Origin of the sequence: Helicobacter pullorum NCTC 12824, from assembly GCF_017979475.1 — a bacterium.
Lineage (GTDB): Bacteria > Campylobacterota > Campylobacteria > Campylobacterales > Helicobacteraceae > Helicobacter_D > Helicobacter_D pullorum.
The window spans coordinates 217,414-238,371 of sequence record NZ_JAERIT010000001.1 but is presented as its reverse complement, the minus strand read 5'-3'; the positions used below and the strand labels follow the sequence as shown (position 1 = coordinate 238,371).

Here is a 20,958-nt window from a genome sequence, read left to right as displayed (position 1 = left end):
ATTCAAAGGTTTAAAAATGTATAAAATTATTTTACTAGATGATAATAAATTCTTAAAATCAATCCTTGCTACCAATCTCTTTAAAATAGAACTGATTATTTTAGACAATAAATGTATCCCAAATATCAAAAAACTTTACAAAAAAAACTTATCTAACACTATACTTTATCCAAAATTTCCAAGTGATATAGAGTTTAATAATATTCATACAAGCAATTATAATCTTACATATGAAGAAATTAAAATTTTCAAAAATACTCAATTAAAAGTTGAACGTTACTATCATAGACTAACATCAGATCTTGGAATTATTCAATATAGATACTATACCGCCCTATCATTTTGGTTAAATTTTTTTCAAAATAATAAAATTGATTTATTAATAATTACAGACCTCGAACATGGTGGACATTGGGATAGCATTCCTATAGATATTGCTATACATTATAATATTCCGGTTTATAATATTGCGGTAGCTTCCGGCTTTGGAAAAAAAAGCATTCATCAGATATTACATTTGAACGATAGAACTTTTTTGGATTTATCCAAAGCAAATTTACCACAAGTAAATCTACAAAAATATCTCAAAGCATTAACACAAGATACTACCAACTTTCTTCACCACCTTAAATATCCTTACCATAAAAAAATAAAAAATATTTTACGCTCCTTTAGATATTCAATTGCTAGCCCGCATAAAATTTTCTATCGTGATAGTTCAAGCCATATAAATCATTTTCTTGAAAAATACAAATTTCATCATCAAATAACATATGTAAGGAATTTACAAAAATATTACGATCAGATTTCAGACCCCTCCCCTTCAATTCAAGAAAATTATATCTATTACCCATTACATTTTGAACCAGAAGCATCCATTATGGTAAGAACTCCTCTTGAAAATCAATTATATATTATCAAGCTCGTAGCAGAATTGTTACCAAAAGGTTGGAAATTATATGTCAAAGAGCATCCGCATCAATTTACAATATACAAAGATCATGACTTTTTTTTAAAAAATATTGAATTCTATCGAACTCCAAAATATTATCAACAAATTAAAAATACTAAAAATACGGTACTCATAAACTCTAAAATTAGAGGATTGAATTTGATTCAAAATTGCAAAGCTACAATATCAATAACTGGCTCCTCAATATTAGAAGCTATCACTTTCAAAAAACCTGTTATTATTTTCGGAGATTCACTTAATTTTAGTGAATTATTAAGTGATACTTTCAAAGTTACTTCTTTGGAAACATTAAGTCAAGCACTTCAAAAAATAGAACAAGGAAACTGGAAACCAAATTACTCAGATTTAGAAGATATTATCAATAAACATACATTTGAAATAAATAATCAAAACTATGATACTTCACTACAAAATCTATTTATGACAATATCCAAACACCACAAAAGGCAATACAATGCCTAAGCTTTTCATCCTCCTTTCAGATATCACCACCTTTGGAGGGATAGAAAGAGTAGTTAGCAATCTTTGCAACCTCTTATGCAATCACTATGATATTACGCTTATAAGTTGCCATAAAGCCAATGAAACACTACCTGCAACTTACAACTTCCCAAAAAATATAAAAATCATTTATTTTGATGGAATTTATCCCGATTTTAAACTTAATAGCCTATGGGACAAATTACGATTTTCTCATCGCATTAATAAGCTTTTACCCAAAGACAGCAAGAATATTCTTATTGTCAATAATCTCCTCTATCCTTTTTTCAAACAAAAAAATACAACTTATATCCGCCTCTTTCATAATTCCTTTGAAAATGCTTACAAAAAATACTTAAACAAAAAGCCTCTATTCCCACCAAGAATCGCCTTATTTGATAAACTTGTAGTGCTATCCACAAAAGAATTGAATCACTGGCAAAAGCTCCATAAAAACATAGCAGTGATTCCAAACTTCCTGCCTACTATCCCTGAAGATTTTAGTACTTTAGAATCAAAAATCATCTTAAGCGTCGGTCGCATGGATAAAGGTGATCAAAAAGGCTTCTTTCGCCTCATTGACATCTGGGAAATCGTGCGACAAAACCCAAAATTCCATGAGTGGAAGCTCTGCATTGTAGGTGATGGGCCACTAAAAGAGCAAATTTTATCTAAAATCCATTCTAAAAATCTCCAAGATTCTATTATTCTAAAACCCTTTACTAATACAATAGAACAAGAATATTTAAAAGCTAGTATTTATGTAATGACGAGTCATTTTGAAGGCTTTGGTATGGTGCTTATTGAAGCAGAATCTTTTGGTTTGCCTTGCATTGCCTTTGATATTAATACAGGTCCAAGTGATATTATAGAAAATGAAAAAAGTGGATTTTTGATTTCTGATGGAGATTTAGAAGACTATGCAGAGAAACTAAAAGCTTTAATGCAAAATCAAAATTTAAGAGAATCTATGGGTAAAAGAGCAAAAGAAATAGCACAAGAGAAGTTTAGTAAGGAAGTGATTTTGCTAAAATGGCAAAAGATATTTGACAACTAAAGGTACTCTATGCGAATCCTCTGTATAACCGACAAACAATACAACGAAGAAGAAACGGCTATTAAAGGTATTTTTGAAAAATATATTTTACAATATTGTGAGGTTTATAGCGTATATTTCACAAAAGAAAAACAAGTTTATTTGCGGGACAAAAAATTTGTGTTTCCCTACTCTACAAAACATAGAAAATTCATCAAAACACTAATGCAATTAAACTTCAATTTACTTGATTTCGACTTAATCATAGTCCGAAATTTCTATCCCACAGCCAAGCAGCTTTTGCCTTTTCACCCAAAAATCCTCTTTTGGGAAACATTCCCTCACGATTATCGCAGAATCTACGAGGCAAAAAGAGACAAAAAAGCAGTTTGGAGGAAAAGCATAGAATACAAAATCAAATATTATCTCCACGCAAAAATCTTAGAAAAATGCGCTGGATACATCACAATGACTCCACAACTCCAAAGTCAATTCCAACCACAACTCAAGATACCTATTCATATCATTCCAAGTGGAATTGATTTTGAAAATTGCGATTTAAATGCTATACAACAAAATCTTCAAAATATCCACACGCCTCTAAAATTCCTTTACATCGGCACAATAGACAAAAATCGCCAAATACTAGAAATTATTACCTCTATTAGCCATACCAAAGGCGATTTTATTCTTGATATTTTTACTCCAAGCAACAACAAAGAAACCCAAGCCATCGCACAATTAAGCCAAAAAGATTCCAGAATCAAGCTCTACCCTCCACTCTCTTTTACAGAAATGCTAAAAACCATTCCAAACTATGATATTGGATTAGGAATTATTCCAAATACGCCACTTTATAGCGTATCTTCCCCAATTAAAGCTATGGAATATGCAAGCAATGGCGTGATTCCACTTATCAATGACTTGCCAGAATATTTACGACTTTTTGATGAAAATACTGCATTTTTTACCACTTTGGATTCTAATGCCATTTCTAATACACTAGCACAAATCCTCTCCACTCCACCAACAATCCTAAAAGCAAAAAAACAAGCTTTATTTAAACTTGCAAAAGAAAAAATGGATTATCAAATTATCGCTAGGCAAACCTATGAATTTTTAGAATCCATATTGCAAACCAAAATAAAGGAAATCTATGTTACAAACCATCTTTAAGCGTTATTTAGCAAAAACTATTTGTGCCTTTATCCCTTATAAACCCCTAAGACAACATTTAAGAAAATCTATTGAAAACCGCTGCATTACCATTATGCTAGGCAAAGTTGATTCTTATCTCCCACCCAAAACTGCAGAACAAATCAACACTATAAGCAATGAATTTTTCATAACTAAAAATGCTACAGATAGGAGGCATTATGGCTTCTTTGATTTTGATTCAAATTCTAAAAATCCAAAATCCCCTTTAAACCCATGGGCTTATGTGCGTGTAAAGAATGAAGCAAAAACACTAAGGGCAAGTTTAGATTCTATTCTCCCAGCAATCCAGCGAGGAGTCATTGGATATAATGATTGTGATGATGGAAGTGAAGAGATTATTTTAGAATTTTGCAAACAATACCCTAGCTTTATCCCCGTCAAATACCCTTACAAAGTCATTATAGAAAATCCCACAAAAGAAGAAAACAAACTTTATAGCTATTGTAACTATGTATTAAGTTTTATCCCCAAAAATGAATGGTTTATTAAAATTGATGTGGATCATATCTATGATGCCAAAAGGCTTTATAAGAGTTTTTATTTGCCAAACAAACAGACTGATATTGTAACGCTCTCTCGTATGGATTTTTATATAAAAAACAATCAAGTTTTTATAGCTAAAAGCCCAAGAGGATATTTCAACCGAGCTGGAGACCAAAATTTAATTTGCAATTTAGGGAAAAAATTCCATGAAAGGATTATACATGTAAATCTACTAAGCTATAGTCAACAAATTATCAAAAACAAACCAACTAAACCCCAAAAAGAAGCTATGAAAGACTATATTTCTATGGAAGCTTGGATTCATAGTCCTTATAATCGAATCTATCGTTCCGAACTTTGCCATTATCACTTTCCTTATGTTAAAACTTCAAGGCAACATCTAGCAAAAAATGGGATTCCACTTAAAGAATTTTTAAACAGTGGTGATTCAAGCCTAGGCACAGAAATAGACTTAAAAATGCTAGATGAAGATTACATTCTCTCACTCTATAAAAGATTTGATTTCTCCAAAGAAAACTAATCTTATTTATCTTTCTAATACTTTCCAATATACTTCTGCTATCCTCTCTCCCATCACTTCTTTAGAAAAATTATCTATGATAAACTCTCGGCTAGGTTTGACCTTCAAATCCCCTCTCAAAATCCCCTCCAAAGCCTCCAAAAATTCCTCTTTATTAGGATTATTAGTCAAAACAAAATTGCTTCCATTATGCAAATCCCTAATGCTCCCAATATCACTAGCAATACTCACAATCTCCATAGCCAAAGCTTGCATAAGACTTTGAGGCACACCCTCATGAGAATCTGAAGTGAGTATAAACACATCCAAAGTGCTTAAAAATTCCGCTGGATTTGCAACATGCCCCAAAAGCTTGATATATTTGCTTGCATCTTCAATCTCCCCACCACCTACAACAAGATTTTTAAGCCACTCTTTCCCCCCTCCATCTCCTGCAATCACAAAGCAAGTATTTGGATATTTTTTGTGAATCTCCCTTGCAATATGTATAAAAATATCTTGCCTCTTGAAATATCTCAAAACACCTAAATTTCCAATGATAATTTTATCCTTTGGGATTTTGTATTTTTCTTTCATTGCATCTTTATTATATTTTGCTTTATCAAAAATTTCCATATCAATTCCCGTTGGAATTGACATAATTTTGGCAGGATTAATGCGATTATCCCTTATCATCGTCTCCCTGACACTCTCTCCTGTTGTCATAATAAAATCCGCCAAACTGTTAATAAAATTCCACCTTGAGGGGTGAATAGGAGTCGATAAATGCCTTGTGCGGATAAATTTCGCCCCACTCAATAAACTTCCAAGCCCACCGCACCAAGTATCAATTCCGCTATGTGTGTTAATAATATCATACTTTTCATTCCTTAGTATCTTTGCAATCTCCCACATTGTCTTAAAATCGCTCTTCCTTGCAAAAGGCAAAATATAAGTTTTAAAGCCCTTTTCTTGTGCTTTTGGAAGTATCATAGAATCCTCCCTACAAGCCAACGCAAGCTCACAACCAAGATTCCGCATCATTTCCATTTCTGAAATAATCCTTATCTCTTGACCTCCCCAGCCACTACTCCACTCTGTATGCAATACCTTAATCTTTTTCACACAATGCCCTTATACTTTCTTTAACGCCTCTAAAACCGCTAAAGGATACAAATAATGCTCCAACTTATGTATTTTTGATTCATAGTTTTCCAAATCCTTGTCTTTTTCCACCACACCTTGTGCGATAATCTCTCCACCATCTAATTCATCACTGACCCAATGCACACTCACTCCCCCAAGCTTCATTTGCGATTCAAAACTTTCCTTAATTCCATTTGCTCCCTTAAAAAGCGGCAAAAGAGAAGGGTGGATATTCACTGCTTGCACCGCTTGCGTAAAAATAGGCGTCAAAATCCGCATAAATCCCGCCAAAACACACAAATCAAGCGAATATTGCTTCAAGATTCCAACCAACTCTCTATCAAAATCCTCTCGTCTAGCAAACTTCGCACTCTCTAAAACTTGTGTTTTAACCCCTAGATTCTTAGCCCTCTCTAGCCCATAAGCACTTGCCTTGTTACTAAGAGCCAAAACCACCTCAACCCCAAAAGCCTCTTTGTCCTCTTTATCTGTCTCCACAAACTCCGATTCTATCCCGCCAATCAAAAATCCTCTTGCTTGTGAATCTTTGAGTGAAAATTCCCCCAACCTCTTAAAATACTTCTTATGCAAACAGCGTATCAAAGATTCTAAATTACTGCCATTCCCGCTAAACAAAATCGCAATCTTTCTAACTTTCATATTTTCTTCTTTCATCAATTCTACACTTTTTGACTGATTATGCCCTCTCCCATTACTTTTTCCCAAACAGCTCTGGTTTGTTTTTCTTAAGATTTTCAATATTATCCAAAATCTCTTTTACTCCATATTCCAAACTCTCTTCATCAAGTGCTTCAATATACGCATCTAATGCTTCTTGCATTTTTGATTCAACTACACCAGAAAGCTTTAATACCGCACAAAGCATATCGCTAAGCTGGATAGATAACTCCTCATTCATTTCCTCTAGTTCTTTTATTCTCTCTTTACTCATCATTTTCTCCTCTAAAAATTTGCTCTATCGCCTCTTTAATATCCGCATAAATAAAGCTTTCTTTGAAATTATCAATCTTGCCTCCACTTGCATTAAAATGCCCACCACCATTAAAAAATTTCTTTGCAATCACACTCACATCACAATTCCCATTTGCCCTCAAGCTCACATTTCCTCTAGCATTCACATCCAAAAAAAAGTCAAATTCTGTATGTGTTTTCAAAAATAAATTAGCAAGCACAGAGATATTGCCAACCCCATAGCTCAAAAATCCCCTATACTCCCCACAATACAAAGTGCATTCACTCGCCTTTTGCCCCAAAAGCTTATTTTGAAAATGCGAGATAAGATTATCAAGAGTATCGCTAAGCAAACTGCCATTTAAATAGCATTTTTTCATCTCCAAAATCGCATTATCTAGCAAAATATGCCCTCTCTCTTCCCCCAAAAAACGACTAGATTCCCGCAAAAGAGAAAGTTTATAAGCCCTATCCTCATCATCAAACATAAACCGATTAAGCTCTTTGCATTCGACAATCAAACGCATAGCTACTTTACCAAACTCAAAAGCAAACCCTTCTTCATTCCACAAATCAATGCTATTAATCATCTCCACCATAGGTTCTAGCCATTTCCTCACGCTCTCATCAAGCCCAAACCGACCCAAAAGCGTATCATAAACAATTTTTGTTGCACATCTTTTGGTATCTAGCACATACCATTCATATTTATTTGCACATTCTTGCCCACTTTTGTGATGATCTAGCAATTCATAACTCACCTGATAGCCACTAAGATTAAGCTCTAAAATCTCTTTTTTTAGCTCATCGCATTCACTCATTGTAAGATTCAAATCACTAATTAAAATATGCGATTCTTCTTTATTGTTCTTAATATCCCTAACAATCTGCTCTAATCTAGCCAAAACTTCTTTGCCATAATTTGCATTATAAAAGAAAATCTTACTCGCTCTTGCTTTATAAAATTCGCTACTAACAAGCTGGCACCCATAGCCATCCAAATCAATGTGTGAGAGATGATAAAGATTCATTTATTTCCTTAACCTAAATAGGGAATTCAATACTTCCCAAAATTTCAAACTTGCTTTGATAATCAATTTCAGCCGTGCTTAAAACCACTATATTGCGACCAAATCCGTATTGTTCCAAGAAAATTGCAAGCGGCTTTCTAAGCACCATAGGCACTCCACCAATAATTGTCGGCACCGCACCCATAGAGACTCCTTTTTGATAAGCAACATTAATCGCATCTAAGAGGCTTTGGGATTCTGTTGGGCTTAGACGCAATCTCTGCCCTATTTTTTGTTGGTCTGGAAGTTTCTCTAACAAAAACTGCTCCAAACTAGGCGAAAGCACAAAATATTTCAACACCCCATCATCACTTTGAAAATTATGTGTAATTAGTCGTTTCAAACATGCCCTTACATACTCGCTCAAAGTTGGTAAATCTGCCTTATAAGCAGGGTATCCATCAGCAATTGCTTCAGCAATACTCAACATGTCTTTAATCGGAATTTGCTCATGCAAAAGCTCTTTTAAAATATGCTGGATTGTTCCAATACCAACACCCTTTATCTCTTCGGCTAAAATCGGATAATCTTGTCCCAATTTTGCCACCAAATTTGCCACTTCTTGACGCGTCAATAATTCCTCTGCATATTGTTTGATAAGCTCTTGAATGTGAGTTGAAATAACAGTAGCCCCATCAATAATTGTATAACCCTCAATGATAGCATCTTCTTTTTTATCCTCATCAATCCAATACGCATCCAATCCAAAAACCGGCTCTTTTGTTGGAATCCCATCAGGCAACTCCCCTACAAAACCACTAGAAGCGATTGCCAAATATTTATCCACCATAATCTTGCCCTTGCCAATCTCAATTTCTTTTAGCAAAATTTGATATTCATCAGGAGCGAGATTCAAATCATCTCTTAAATGCACCATAGGCACCAAGATTCCATATTCTGTTGCCATTGTTTTACGAATCGCACGAATCTTATTCACAAGCTCTCCACCTTGTGCAGGATCTGCGAATTTGATGAGTTGATACCCAAGCCCCACCCGCAAAATCTTAACTTTAAGCGCCTTATCAATTTCGGCTTCCTCTCTTTTTCTACGCTCCTCTTCACTCTCTTGTGGTTGCGGTTTAGGTGCGGCTTGTTGTGCGTTTTGAGGAGTTTGTCCCCCACTTGCTCTTTGGGTTTGTCTTTGTGGCAATGGAGCTTGCCCCTCTTCTGCTTTGCCCTTACGCACTTTTTTAAACAAAGATTCTACATATTTCCACGCTTCCCCATCTTTTTGCTTATTTAACAGCAATGCTAAAGTCAAAAACAATAGCCCTACAAATCCCAAAGAAATAGTAGGAAGTCCGGGGACAAGTGCAAACAACAAAAGAATGCACCCTACAATCATCAAAGTTTTGGATTCATTAATTAATTGATCAACAATCCCAGAAGCGAAATTCTCTCCCTCTTTGCTAAAACGCGTAACAATAATACCCGTAGCAGTAGAAACAATTAAAGCAGGGAGTTGAGACACCAAACCATCGCCAATAGTAAGAATCGTAAAAGTAGAAGCCGCATCAGCAACACTCATATCCTTTTGGAATACCCCAATTAAAAATCCACCGATAATATTAATAAGCGTGATGATGATTCCTGCAATGGCATCACCTTTGACAAATTTATTAGCACCATCCATAGAACCATAAAAATCTGCCTCCGCAGCCAATTCATCTCTTCTTGCCTTTGCTTCCTCTTGCCCAATTAATCCGGTATTCAAATCCGCATCAATCGCCATTTGCTTACCCGGCATTGCATCAAGTGTGAATCTTGCTTTAACTTCAGAAACCCTAGTAGAACCATTTGTAACAACCATAAAATTAATAATTACCAAAATAATAAACAAAATGATTCCAATCACATAATTCCCACCAACTACAAACTGCCCAAAAGCAGTGATAATATCGCTTACAGCCTCTGGACCCAAATGTCCATTGCTTAGAATCATTCTTGTTGTAGCAATATTTAATGAAAGCCTAAAGAGAGTAACAATCAAAAGCAAAGTTGGAAAAGCCGAAAAATCCGTAGGTTTTTTCACATAAAGTGCAATCAAAATAATCAATGCAGACAATGCAATGGAAATTGCTAGAAAAAAATCCAACAATGCACTAGGAAGAGGGACAATGATAATAGCTAAAATCGCAATGATAAAAAAGACAACTGTTAAATCTTTAGAACCCGTCAATTGCGATAAAAAAGGTGAGATTCTACCCCAAAAAGAAGTCTTTTGCCCTGCTTTTGCCAAAAATGCTCCATTTCAAAAATTAAATAAAGTTTGTAATTTTAATCGTTTTTACCCTATAAAATCAAGAAATTTTAAAAAATTTACACTTTTTAAAATATTTTATGCTAGAATTGCACCTTTAAAAATTTTAAAATTACCAATCAGGAGGTCATTATGGCTCAAGATTCGGCGAAAAAAAGAGAAATTACTTCTGCTTTTGCTAGAAATCCAAAAGATACAGGCTCTGTTGAAGTGCAAGTGGCACTTTTGAGTGATAGAATCAAGACTTTAACAGAACATTTAAAAATCAACAAAAAAGACCATTCAAGTCGTTTAGGTTTGCGTAAAATCGTTTCTCATAGAAAAAGATTGTTAAGCTACCTAAAAAACAAAGATTTCAAACGCTATGCAGCTTTGATTGAAAAATTAGGACTAAAAGATAGAGGTTAATCTCCCAAAGGGGACAAACCTCCAAAATTCCAAATCTTCCAAACTTCACTTATCCACTTTCTAATTTCAGCTTATTTTTGATTCTTTAATGCTTCTTTAGCATTTGCAATAATCTTTTCATCTAAAGCCAAATTAATCCATTCAAACTGCTTTCCACTCTGTTGCTCTCCACTTAGCAAATCCCCGCTATTTCGATATTCTAAGTCTAGTTGTGCAATTTCAAAACCATTTTGTATTTGACAAAATCTCATTAAACGCTGACTTTTCTCTTGTTTGGAATACAAAAAACAATACCCCTTTAAACCATTTCTACTAACTCTTCCTCGCAATTGATGCAATGTTGCCAATCCCAACCTCTCTGCCCCAACAATCACAATAGTAGAAAGATTTGGCAATGAGATTCCAACCTCCACCACGGTTGTAGCTAGCAAAATATTGCCTTTGTCCCTAAATTCCTCCAAAACTTCCTCTTTGTATTTGTCCTTGCCATGCGTTACATAAATCCCCTCAAAATGCTTTCTCCAAAACTCCTCGCCCTTTTTTAGCGGTGTATAATCTGCACTTTTTCTTTCCTCAACCAAAGGATAAACAATTAACACTTGATGTTTTTTGGCTATCTCCCTTTGGATATGTGCCAAAAGCTCTCTAAAATCTTGCTTTGAAATTACCCAAGAGGTAATATCTTTGGGAAATGGCAAATCCCGAATAAAACTAAAATCCAAAAAATTAGATTCAATCATTGCCAAAGTTCTTGGAATCGGAGTTGCAGAAAATTGCAAAATATGTGGGCGTCTTTGCTCCAGCTCCATCATACGCTCTAATGTATTTCTTTGTGCTGTCCCAAATCGGTGTTGCTCATCAATCATCACCAAAGCAAAACCTTTCAATTCCCGATAAAGCAAAGCATGTGTCCCAATCACAAAATCACTGCTCTCCAAATCGCCTACTTTAGAACTTTGTGTCCATAAAGCCACACTAATATGCTTTGGTAAAAACTTCTGGCTTTCTTGATAAATCTGTTTTGCCAAAATTGAAGTAGGCACCATTAAAATGCTTTTTTTGGGGTATGCCATTAGCACACTTGCAAAAATTACCATTGTTTTACCACACCCCACATCACCCACAATTACGCGTCTTGCTGCCTTGTTAGAATCCAAGTCCTTTTGTATCTCTAAAATCGCCATTTGCTGACCCTTAGTGAGTGCAAAAGGGAGATTCCTCTGCCATTTCTTAAAATCTCCATTTAAAGGACAAATGCTCAAAAATTCTACCTTTTTAGCTTTTAATTTACGCATATATTCATAAATTTCTATAAATTTCAATGCCTCCAAACTTGCACCAAAAAATCCATGATTTTTTTTAAAATTTTCAAAAAAACTCGTATCAGGTTGATAAATCAATAATAAATATTTTAAAATTTCTTTGGGGACATACGGATGGGCTTGCATGATTTCCGACAATTTTAGACTTTTTACAAACTCTCTTAGAAGTGTGATTCTGCTCCCTTGTGCTTTAAAGATTGGTAAAATATCCCCAGTTTGCTTTAAAACTTTGGGTTGAATCAAGCTTACAAAACCATTTTGAATTTGCACTTTTCCACTCACCACGAGATTCTCTCCGATTTTAAAAATACTTTTGTGGTAAGGCTTGGCATTAAAAATGACTAATTCTATTTCCTTATCAAACAAGGGAGCATAACATAAAACTTTGGCTATTTTGAAGCTAGAATACCTCAAAACCTCCACTGCCAAAACCGCTTGAGTATTTGTTTTTAATTCACTAGAAAAAATCGTGTTTGTATAATCTTTTGGGATAAATTTCAAAAAAAATTCAAAAAGGGTTTTTACACCCAATTTTTGAATATTTATAGGGAGATTCAATCTGCACTTACCACACTAAAAGTTAGTTTGGTAATTTCCTTATGAGATTGAATATAATGATTGACTTGTTCTAAGGTAAGGTTTTGAATATCTTTCAAAATTTGAGCATTAAAATCCAAAGGAAGCCCTTTGTAATAATTACTAAAGGCATTTCCTAATCGTTGGGATAAGGTTTCATTGCGTAATGGCTCACTCCCCAACAAATATTGCTTTGCTTCTTGCAATTCTTGCTCTGTAATACCATTTTTGACAAACTCATCTACCACCTGCTGCACGAGTTTTTGGGCATCTTTCTCGTTTTTGAGGCTTGTTTGCAAATATCCCTTAGCATAAGAAAGGGTTTTTCCAGCCTCCAAACGCATTACTGCAGAATAAGCCAATCCACGCTTCACACGCACCTCTTCCATCATACGACTCCCAAATCCACTTCCACCAAGCACAAAAGAAGCAACCTTGATCATTGCACTTTCTTTTTGCAAATCCCTCACTTCAAGAGGCGCTCCAAAATAAATATATGCTTGTTTAGTTTCTTTGATTTGACGCTTTGTTTGTGGAATCTCATTTGCCTTGATTTCTTTAATATCCACCGCTTTACCCACAGGCAAAATTTCTAAAAGTTCGGCAAGCTCTTTAGTAATTTCTGCATATTCCACATCGCCACCTACAATCAAGATTGCAGATTCCAAATTAACATAACTTTGATAAAATTTTTGAATTTCCCCTAAAGACATTTTGGCAATAGAATCTTTTGTCCCGCTCAAAGGATACTCAAGAGGGCTCCCTTGAAACAACATCGCACTCAAAGCTCGATTTGCTTGATAGTCAAAATCATTTTCTTTCTCTAAAATTCCAATGAGTGAATTTTCTTTTACTTTTTCTAATGCCTTGTCTGTGAAATTTGGATTTTCTATTAATTCCTTAAGATATTTAAAACCAACCTTTTGTTCTTTGCTCATACCACTAAGAGTAAAGCTCATTGTCTCCAACCCACTGCCAACACTTAGATTCAAGGCTTTCTCTTCTAATTTTTGTGCAAATTTTATCGCTCCAAGCTTTTGCGTCCCTTCATTGAGAAGTGAGCTTGTAATATCCGATAATCCATAACTTTTTTGATTATTAATCCCACCAGCTCCCTTAAAAACAATTTGCACAAAAAACAAAGGAAGTTGTGAATTTTTCTCATACAAAATAGGTATCTCCACACCCTTAACTTGCAAACTCTTCAATTCCACTGCCATCAAAAATCCTTTTATCAAAAATAAGCTCAAAAAACACCACAATATTTTTTTCATCTAAAAAGTCTCCAAAATATCATAAGCCGTATTGCGTTTTGCTGGAATCTCATTTACATCTTTAATCAAAGAAATCATTTCTGCTTGATTCATAGAATTCCTAGCCCCTGCTGCTGCGACGACATTTTCCTCCATCATTGTGCTACCTAAATCATTAGCCCCAAAAAGCAAAGCCAATTGCCCAATATAAGAACCTTGCGTAACCCAGCTACTTTGGATATTTTGAAAATTATCTAAAAAGATTCGGCTACAAGCCAACAATCTCAAATAACGATTTGATGAAGCCTTATGAATCTCTGGAAATTCCTTTTGCAGTGGAGTAAAGGCTGGTTGAAAACTCCACAAAATAAACGCCCTAAAGCCATTTGTCTCATCTTGCAAATTGCGGATTCTCTCCCAATGCTCTATAATATCCAAATCACTCTCCACACTTCCAAACATCATTGTAGCAGTACTTCTCATACCGATTTTATGGGCTTGCCTATGGACTTCTATCCATTCATCAGAATCCAATTTTTTGGGCGCAATAATATCCCGCACTTTATCACTTAGTATCTCCGCTCCCGCTCCGGGAATTGAAGCAAGTCCGCATTTTTGCAATCTTTTTAAAACTTCACTAATAGAAATTTTAGAAATTTTAGCGATATAATTAATCTCAATAGCAGAAAATCCATGCACAGTAATTTGAGGATATTTTTGTGAAATATGAGAAACCAAATCCTCATACCATTCAATTTTCAAGCTTGGATGAACACCGCCTTGAAATAAAATCTGCGTCCCACCTATGCTAAGCAATTCTTCAATTTTTTGATCAATTTCATCAAAGCTCAAAATATAAGTTTCATTTTCGTGAATTTTTCGCTTAAAAGCACAAAATTTACAATCCACCCAGCAAATATTAGTATAATTAATATTTCTATCCACCACGAAAGTTGTGATATTATCAGGATGCAATTGCTTTTTGATATTAAACGCCATTTCCCCTAATTCTTTCAAAGAGGCATTTTGCATCAAATCAAGAATCTCATCTTTGCTCACTCGAGGTATTTTGACATTCACAATTGCTCTATCCATCTTTTCTTTTATTGTCATCTTAAAATCTCTGTCCCATTGTAAATTCAAAGGATGAAGTATCATCACCCCTTTTTGCATCTAATGCTTTAGGAATAATAAAAGTAATCGCACCTATGGGAGAAATCCATTCCAAAGCTACCCCCACAGAACTGCGTTGAATCTGTGTAATTTTATCTTCACCCAACATACCATAATCATAAAACGCACTTACCCTCATTTGCACCGTTTCAAACAATCCATAACTCAACTCAACTGAACCATACAAAGTCTGATTCCCACCAATCCTCACGCCATATCTATCGCGTGGAGTGACGGAATTACTTTGAAAACCTCTTAATGAATTTACACCCCCAAGATAAAATCTCTCATTAATCGGCACATACCCATTATCTTCGATATATCCAAGCTTAGAGCGGAATCTAAACACCAAATCCAAATCCGTCCATTCTTCTAAAGATTTGAAATAATATAATGTTCCAAAATATTTAAAGAAGTCTGCATCTCCACCAATCCCAGCATACTCCAATGAACCACTTAGTTTCCAACCATTTTTAGGGAAGAAATAAGAATCTGTATTATCAAAATACAATCCGGGAATCACAGAAGATTTAATGTATTCTCCCATATAATAACGCTGATAGTAAGGATTATCAAATTCGGATAATTTAGATTTTTGGTAAGTATAGCCCAAACTTGCCTCTAAAGTATCAGTGATTCTACGCCCACCAACAAGACTAAATCCTTGTGTAATCTCTCGGTAATCATAATCCACATAATCTGTTTGATAAATATCGGTTGATAGACTATAATTGCTATCCAAAACTGCTGGATTATAGAGATTCAAGCGATAAGAAGTTGAAACCTCACTTTTATCAAAATAAAGTCCAGCTGTTAATCCTGTCCCAAAAATATTTCTATCTTTAATGGATGCACTTCCCATAATCCCATCATAGCTTCCATAACCTACACCAAAAGTAAATTCCCCGGTTTTGCCCTCTTTAACATTGACCAGCAAATCTACATTTTCTTCATCTACACGCTTCTCTTCAATATCAACACTATCAAAACCGCCCGTTCGCATAATTGCATTCTTAGAGCGTTGAATCTTACTCATCTCGTATTGATCACCCGGCGCTAATAAAACATTTCTACGAATCACCCTATCCAGCGTTTTTGAATTTCCAGAAATCAAAACATCTCGCACCTTTACCTTGCTACCAGGCTGAATATAATAAATCACCCTTACTTCGCCATTTTCTTGATCTTTATCCAAATCTGGCGTTACACGCGTAAAGGCATAACCTAAATCCCCGATTTTATATTTCAACGCTTCTACATCTTTACGCATTGTGCTAATATTAAATTCTTTCCCCTCTTTTAAACGCACAATATCATAAAGTTCTTCTGTTGCAACCACATCTTCTTCTAAGACAATATCCACCCCAGAAACCTTATAAAGCTGCCCTTCTTTGATATAAAAATCCAATTCTGCATTATAAGTAGTAAAGTCCGTGCGCAAAAAAGGTGAGCTTACCTCGGCATCTAAAAAGCCCTTTTGCATATAAATATCTCGGATTCTAAGGGCATCATTTTCAATCTCATTAACCTGCAATTTACCGCTATTAAATCCCCACATCCAACCCAAAAAATCGCGTTCTTTATTTGCAGTAGAAGATTCGATTCGAGAGACTTTTAGCTCTTCCCTACCATAATAATTTGCCTTGCGGATAATAATCTCTTCACCCTTGTTTATTTCCAAAGTTACTTTGAGTGCATTTTGAGAAATTTCTTCTGTTTTTACTTCTACAACCGTATTATAAAATCCTTGCGATTCCAAAAGCGAAATAATTCTTTTGCGAGTGTTGGCGATTTTTATCTCATCATAAACATCGCCCTTTTTTAAGCCAATTTCCTGATCCAATACTGCTTGTTCTTTCCCTGCACCATATCCACTGACAACCAAACTTGCTATAACTGGCTTTTCTACAAAATGATAAGTTAAGATTCCATTTTCTTCTGTAATCCAAATATCTTTAAAATATCCCTGCTCATAAAAACGCAAAATACTCTTATCAATGCTATCTATATCCATCGCTTCATTGATTTTAATACCTGCAATTTCATTTGCTATTAATGGAGAAATATAATTTAACCCTTCATATCGAATCTCTTTGATTGTGGGCAATTCTGCCGCATTGAGATTCGATGACAAGGCAAAAGCAGCCACTACAAAAGATAATGTCTTTGAAAAAAATCTCATTATAATCTACACCTTAAAAACATAAAAAATTTTTGGGATTATATCCTTTTTGAGTTTAAAGCTAACAAAACCACAACAAATAATATATAATTTCATAAAAAAATTAATGGAAAAGATTATGCAAGCTGGAATTATAGGTTTAGGATTGATTGGTGGCTCTTTGGGATTAGCCCTCAAAGAAATCGGAATGTTTAAAAGAATCGTGGGATTAGATAGCAATGAAATCCATTTACAACAAGCACTTTCTTTGGGGCTTGTTGATGAAGGGGTTGATTTAGATGAAATTAAACTTTGTGATGTGATTTTTCTTGCAACGCCAGTGGAAGCGATTTTGGAGATTCTACCTCAATTAGTTGGAGTGGCACCGCACACGACTATAATCGACTTAGGTAGCACCAAGCACCTCATCTCCCAAAGCATTCCCAAAGAAATTCGCAAAAACTTCGTTTGTGCTCACCCAATGAGCGGAACAGAAAACTTTGGACCAAAGGCTGCCTTTAAAGAATTATTACCCCATCACATTATCGTCTTAACAGATTTAGAACAAAGCGGTGAATTTCAAGCAGCAATGGCAAAAGAAATTTTCATCGCTCTTAAAATGAACATCATCAAAATGGATTCCAAATCGCACGATAACCATGCTGCCTTTATTAGCCATTTACCCCATATCATTAGTTATGCACTTGCAAATACTGTGCTTTCTCAACAAAACCCAAAAGATATTCTTGCACTTGCAGGTGGAGGCTTTAAAAGTATGGTAAGAATCGCAAAAAGCTCCCCAAAAATGTGGAGTGATGTCTCCAAACAAAACAAACAAGAATTATTAAAATCCTTTGAAGCCTTTCAAAAAGAACTTGATTTTGCAATCAACCTTATACAAAATGACAAATGGAAAGAACTAGAAGAATGGATGGCAAAAGCAAATTCTCTTTATGCAATTTTCTAAGCTTATAATCTTGCACCTAAGAAGCAGGGGATTTCTTATTTGGAAGTTGATAGATTAGCTTGATACAAACCATAAACACAATCCCTTCCAAAAGTGCTGCAAGAATAAAAGCATAATATTCTTCGGTGCTAATAGCATTAAACTGCTTACCAAGTTGTGCGGTGGCTACCAAAAATGTCAAAGGCATTGAATGACTAAAGGCAAAAAGCAAGGTATTTTTCTTACTTTTAAAATATTTTCCATAAGCAATAAACGCCGCCAAAATACGCAAAAAGAGCATACAAACAACGATTAAAACTACTTTTTTTAGAATCTCAAGATCGCTCAAAATCAAAGAAATATCCAATGTGCTCCCAGTATAAACAAAAAAACAATGGGATAAAAAAGCCAAACCCAAAGTCATTTAGCTTATCTACCAAGCCTTTTTGGTAATGAAAATAAGTCGCCAAAATTGCTCCTGCCAAAAATGCCCCAAGCACAGCCTCTAGCTTCAAAAGGCTAACAATTCCAATCATAATCAACAATAACATAGCCGAAAAACGAATATCTTGATTTTTGGTAGAATCTTTTGGAATTGCTAAGAATTTTAATGTAGGAAACCACCAAAATATAATATTTGCGATTTTCAAGATTCCAACAATAGCCCCCAAAAACAACAATAAAGCCAACAAAGTCTCATATAGCTTAAAGGACAATCCATAAGAATACGCACCATTTAAAATAACCAAAACACCAATACTTACAAGCTCTCCCAAAATCCCGACACTCAAAGCAAGATTCAGCCAAATTTTGTCCTTGCCATAATCTCGTATCAAAGTCATAATCATACCCAAGCTCATCACAGGAAAAGCCGCCAAATAAATATAAGAAAGCTCAAAAATAAGCACAAAAACAAAAGTTATGCTATACAAAATCAAAAAATACAAGCCAACTTTTTTGAGAAAATCTTGACCCATTTTTGTAAAACTTTTGAGATTCACCTCCAAACCACACAAAAACATCAAAAACAAAAAACCAATATGGGCAATTAGCTTCAAAGATTCAGAATGTTCAAAAAAGCCAAAATAATAAGCCAATGCTCCAAGCAAAATCTCTACCACCACTAAGGGCAATCTCGTAAGTGTGCTAAAAAATGGAGCAATTACAATTAATAATGAAATAACTCCAAAGGCAATGATAGTTTCCATAACAACTACAAAATCTCCTAAAAATTTCAAAAGTATAACAAAAGCTTCTTGAATTTAAATAATCAATTACAAAACCAATTTCAATACGCCTTTATCGAATTTCTAAAAACGACAAAGACAAAAGTAAAAATATTCATAAATCATACTTTTTGAATCTTTGGCAAATCAACTTTCTATTTAAATCGCATAATTATATAAGATTAGCAAGAATCCAACTTCCACAATTTTCATAAATTAAACATTTACTAAATTTTACAAATCCTACAAAACCCAAAATCAAATAAATCTCATTACTTTCTTATTATTTAACAACACAACCTATTTCAAAAGGTTCTAATTTTCCAAAGATATTAGTATCCATCATTTAAAATTTATGATAATATAGCGTTATATTTAAGCCATACTTTTAAGGAATTCATTTGATAAAAGAACGCACTTTTGCCCCTTTATTGCCAGATTCATTTCAAATTCTAAGCCACAAAGAAAAAAAGGCTTTTTTAAAAAAAGAAACCATACTCAAGAAAAAAATCCACTATTTTGACTGGACAGCAAGCGGATTAGCCGCAAAATGCATTGAAAAACGAATAAGAAAAATACTACCATTCTACGCAAATCCACACTCAGAAAGTTCCTCACATTCCAAAATCATAGGGGAAATTTACGAAAATGCACGCAAGAATCTCAAAACATTCTTTGGGCTTGATTCTAGTTTTGCCCTTATTTCTTGTGGTTTTGGCTCAAGTGCAGCAATCAAAAAATTCCAAGAAATTATGGGAATCTACCTTCCACCCCAAACCAAAAGCAATCTCAACCTAGAAAATCTCGATAAATCTCTTTTGCCATTAGTCATTATCGGTCCTTATGAGCACCATAGCAATGAATTAAGCTTTAGGGAAGGATTATGTGAGGTAGTCCGAATCCCGCTTGATACTCAAGGTTTGATTGATTTAGAAATGCTCCAACACATTTTATCAAACAACACTCATCGCAAAATCATCGCTTCTTTTAGCCTTGCTTCCAATGTCAGTGGCATTATTGCCCCTTTTGCAGAAATTTCACATTTAGTCCGCAAGTATGGCGGGATTGTGTGCTTTGATATGGCAAGCTCTTCAGCATATTTTGATATTCCTTCACACTTCTATGATGTCGCCTTCCTCTCTCCACACAAGCTTCTAGGCGGAATTGCAAGCAGTGGAATCTTAATCATCAAACGCGCCTTAATCAACAAAACCCTACCCCCAACATTCTGCGGCGGTGGCGTAGTGGGCTATGTCTCCCGCACAAGCCAACTCTATTTTGCTAATGAAGAAATAAGAGAAGAAGCAGGCACACCCGGAATTTTAGAGTTTATAAGAGCTTCTTTAGCCTATCAATTACGCGAGGAAATTGGGCAAGAATGGATTGCAAACTCCAAAAAGGAACTAATAAAAATCTTAAAAGAGTTTTTAGAAAATGAATCCAAAATCACAATCTATGGAAACCCAAACTACAATTCAAATGGCACTTTTTCTTTCAATATCCAAAACAAATCCCCCTATGAAATTGCCAATAAACTCTCCAAAGATTTTGGAATCTTAGTGCGTGCTGGTTGCTCTTGTGCAGGACCTTATGGGCATGATTTGCTAGGATTAAAAGACAATACCATTTTTGAACAAAAACCCGGTTGGATTCGGGTGAGTTTGCACTATACACACCAAAAAAAAGAAATCCATTATCTTTGCAATTCTCTAAAAATATTATGCAAATAACCATT

The 20,958-nt window shown here is 34.8% G+C and carries 18 protein-coding genes; 7 read left to right on the top strand and 11 right to left on the bottom strand.

Annotated features, from left to right (window positions below):
* The first annotated feature begins 16 nt into the window (after nt 1–16).
* Genes JJQ98_RS01210 through JJQ98_RS01195 form a run of 4 tightly spaced genes read left to right on the top strand, consistent with a single transcriptional unit; the run spans nt 17 to nt 4,731 of the window.
* Nucleotides 17–1,435 carry a capsular polysaccharide export protein, LipB/KpsS family gene (locus JJQ98_RS01210; protein ID WP_151105246.1) on the top strand — a complete coding sequence of 473 codons (1,419 nt, stop codon included), beginning with the start codon at nt 17–19 and terminating at the stop codon, nt 1,433–1,435.
* A complete protein-coding gene (locus JJQ98_RS01205) occupies nt 1,428–2,510 on the top strand; it encodes a glycosyltransferase family 4 protein (protein ID WP_151105245.1) in 1,083 nt (360 codons plus the stop codon). The genes JJQ98_RS01210 and JJQ98_RS01205 overlap by 8 nt, the downstream gene beginning before the upstream one ends.
* 9 nt (nt 2,511–2,519) lie before the next feature.
* Nucleotides 2,520–3,665 carry a glycosyltransferase family protein gene (locus JJQ98_RS01200; RefSeq protein ID WP_151105244.1) on the top strand — a complete coding sequence of 382 codons (1,146 nt, stop codon included), beginning with the start codon at nt 2,520–2,522 and terminating at the stop codon, nt 3,663–3,665.
* Nucleotides 3,646–4,731 carry a hypothetical protein gene (locus JJQ98_RS01195; protein ID WP_151105243.1) on the top strand — a complete coding sequence of 362 codons (1,086 nt, stop codon included), beginning with the start codon at nt 3,646–3,648 and terminating at the stop codon, nt 4,729–4,731. The genes JJQ98_RS01200 and JJQ98_RS01195 overlap by 20 nt, the downstream gene beginning before the upstream one ends.
* 6 nt (nt 4,732–4,737) lie before the next feature.
* On the opposite strand, the gene JJQ98_RS01190 is transcribed toward JJQ98_RS01195, so the two are convergent.
* From JJQ98_RS01190 to flhA, 5 genes are read right to left on the bottom strand one after another with little or no spacing between them, the layout of a single operon-like run.
* Nucleotides 4,738–5,835: a glycosyltransferase family 4 protein gene (locus JJQ98_RS01190; protein ID WP_210670765.1), complete on the bottom strand. Its 1,098-nt coding sequence runs from the start codon at nt 5,833–5,835 to the stop codon at nt 4,738–4,740.
* Between the two features lie 9 nt (nt 5,836–5,844).
* Entirely contained in the window at nt 5,845–6,516 is a 672-nt protein-coding gene (gene purN / locus JJQ98_RS01185) for a phosphoribosylglycinamide formyltransferase (RefSeq protein WP_151105262.1), read from the bottom strand.
* A gap of 52 nt (nt 6,517–6,568) precedes the next feature.
* Entirely contained in the window at nt 6,569–6,808 is a 240-nt protein-coding gene (locus JJQ98_RS01180) for a hypothetical protein (RefSeq protein WP_054195114.1), read from the bottom strand.
* Nucleotides 6,801–7,859: a DHH family phosphoesterase gene (locus JJQ98_RS01175; RefSeq protein ID WP_060662813.1), complete on the bottom strand. Its 1,059-nt coding sequence runs from the start codon at nt 7,857–7,859 to the stop codon at nt 6,801–6,803. Before JJQ98_RS01175 ends, JJQ98_RS01180 begins: the two co-directional genes overlap by 8 nt.
* Before the next feature lie 13 nt (nt 7,860–7,872).
* Entirely contained in the window at nt 7,873–10,137 is a 2,265-nt protein-coding gene (flhA, locus tag JJQ98_RS01170; protein ID WP_005021401.1) for a flagellar biosynthesis protein FlhA, read from the bottom strand.
* A 153-nt stretch (nt 10,138–10,290) separates the two neighbouring features.
* Between flhA and rpsO the strand changes: the two genes are divergently transcribed.
* A complete protein-coding gene (gene rpsO / locus JJQ98_RS01165) occupies nt 10,291–10,566 on the top strand; it encodes a 30S ribosomal protein S15 (protein WP_005021403.1) in 276 nt (91 codons plus the stop codon).
* 71 nt (nt 10,567–10,637) lie between these two features.
* Here the strand turns inward: rpsO and recG are convergent, their stop codons facing one another.
* Genes recG through bamA form a run of 4 tightly spaced genes read right to left on the bottom strand, consistent with a single transcriptional unit; the run spans nt 10,638 to nt 17,072 of the window.
* On the bottom strand, nt 10,638–12,446 hold the full coding sequence (gene recG, locus JJQ98_RS01160) for an ATP-dependent DNA helicase RecG (protein ID WP_151105242.1): 1,809 nt from the start codon (nt 12,444–12,446) through the stop codon (nt 10,638–10,640).
* On the bottom strand, nt 12,443–13,684 hold the full coding sequence (locus tag JJQ98_RS01155) for a M16 family metallopeptidase (protein ID WP_170252235.1): 1,242 nt from the start codon (nt 13,682–13,684) through the stop codon (nt 12,443–12,445). The genes recG and JJQ98_RS01155 overlap by 4 nt, the downstream gene beginning before the upstream one ends.
* 54 nt (nt 13,685–13,738) lie before the next feature.
* Nucleotides 13,739–14,860, bottom strand: coding sequence for a dehypoxanthine futalosine cyclase (locus JJQ98_RS01150; RefSeq protein WP_371258538.1), 1,122 nt, complete (start codon nt 14,858–14,860; stop codon nt 13,739–13,741).
* The gene (bamA, locus tag JJQ98_RS01145) at nt 14,832–17,072 is read right to left on the bottom strand and encodes an outer membrane protein assembly factor BamA (RefSeq protein WP_065828335.1); all 2,241 of its coding nucleotides are present in this window, start codon (nt 17,070–17,072) and stop codon (nt 14,832–14,834) included. The genes JJQ98_RS01150 and bamA overlap by 29 nt, the downstream gene beginning before the upstream one ends.
* Nucleotides 17,073–17,190: 118 nt before the next feature.
* Here bamA and JJQ98_RS01140 point away from each other — a divergent pair, with 118 nt between their 5' ends.
* Nucleotides 17,191–18,018: a prephenate dehydrogenase gene (locus JJQ98_RS01140; RefSeq protein WP_054195118.1), complete on the top strand. Its 828-nt coding sequence runs from the start codon at nt 17,191–17,193 to the stop codon at nt 18,016–18,018.
* A 16-nt stretch (nt 18,019–18,034) separates the two neighbouring features.
* Here the strand turns inward: JJQ98_RS01140 and JJQ98_RS08925 are convergent, their stop codons facing one another.
* The gene (locus JJQ98_RS08925) at nt 18,035–18,364 is read right to left on the bottom strand and encodes a cation:proton antiporter domain-containing protein (protein ID WP_345719219.1); all 330 of its coding nucleotides are present in this window, start codon (nt 18,362–18,364) and stop codon (nt 18,035–18,037) included.
* On the bottom strand, nt 18,333–19,205 hold the full coding sequence (locus tag JJQ98_RS01135) for a cation:proton antiporter (RefSeq protein WP_345719218.1): 873 nt from the start codon (nt 19,203–19,205) through the stop codon (nt 18,333–18,335). Before JJQ98_RS01135 ends, JJQ98_RS08925 begins: the two co-directional genes overlap by 32 nt.
* Before the next feature lie 449 nt (nt 19,206–19,654).
* Here JJQ98_RS01135 and JJQ98_RS01130 point away from each other — a divergent pair, with 449 nt between their 5' ends.
* A complete protein-coding gene (locus JJQ98_RS01130; protein ID WP_081302475.1) occupies nt 19,655–20,953 on the top strand; it encodes an aminotransferase class V-fold PLP-dependent enzyme in 1,299 nt (432 codons plus the stop codon).
* Nucleotides 20,954–20,958 lie beyond the last annotated feature (5 nt).

Coding starts and splice junctions, on each gene's coding strand:
- JJQ98_RS01210 (WP_151105246.1), top strand. CDS start 17: ATGTATAAAATTATTTTACTAGATGATAATAAATTCTTAAAATCAATC.
- JJQ98_RS01205 (WP_151105245.1), top strand. CDS start 1,428: ATGCCTAAGCTTTTCATCCTCCTTTCAGATATCACCACCTTTGGAGGG.
- JJQ98_RS01200 (WP_151105244.1), top strand. CDS start 2,520: ATGCGAATCCTCTGTATAACCGACAAACAATACAACGAAGAAGAAACG.
- JJQ98_RS01195 (WP_151105243.1), top strand. CDS start 3,646: ATGTTACAAACCATCTTTAAGCGTTATTTAGCAAAAACTATTTGTGCC.
- purN (WP_151105262.1), bottom strand. CDS start 6,516: ATGAAAGTTAGAAAGATTGCGATTTTGTTTAGCGGGAATGGCAGTAAT.
- JJQ98_RS01180 (WP_054195114.1), bottom strand. CDS start 6,808: ATGAGTAAAGAGAGAATAAAAGAACTAGAGGAAATGAATGAGGAGTTA.
- JJQ98_RS01175 (WP_060662813.1), bottom strand. CDS start 7,859: ATGAATCTTTATCATCTCTCACACATTGATTTGGATGGCTATGGGTGC.
- rpsO (WP_005021403.1), top strand. CDS start 10,291: ATGGCTCAAGATTCGGCGAAAAAAAGAGAAATTACTTCTGCTTTTGCT.
- JJQ98_RS01155 (WP_170252235.1), bottom strand. CDS start 13,684: ATGGCAGTGGAATTGAAGAGTTTGCAAGTTAAGGGTGTGGAGATACCT.
- bamA (WP_065828335.1), bottom strand. CDS start 17,072: ATGAGATTTTTTTCAAAGACATTATCTTTTGTAGTGGCTGCTTTTGCC.
- JJQ98_RS01140 (WP_054195118.1), top strand. CDS start 17,191: ATGCAAGCTGGAATTATAGGTTTAGGATTGATTGGTGGCTCTTTGGGA.
- JJQ98_RS01135 (WP_345719218.1), bottom strand. CDS start 19,205: ATGGAAACTATCATTGCCTTTGGAGTTATTTCATTATTAATTGTAATT.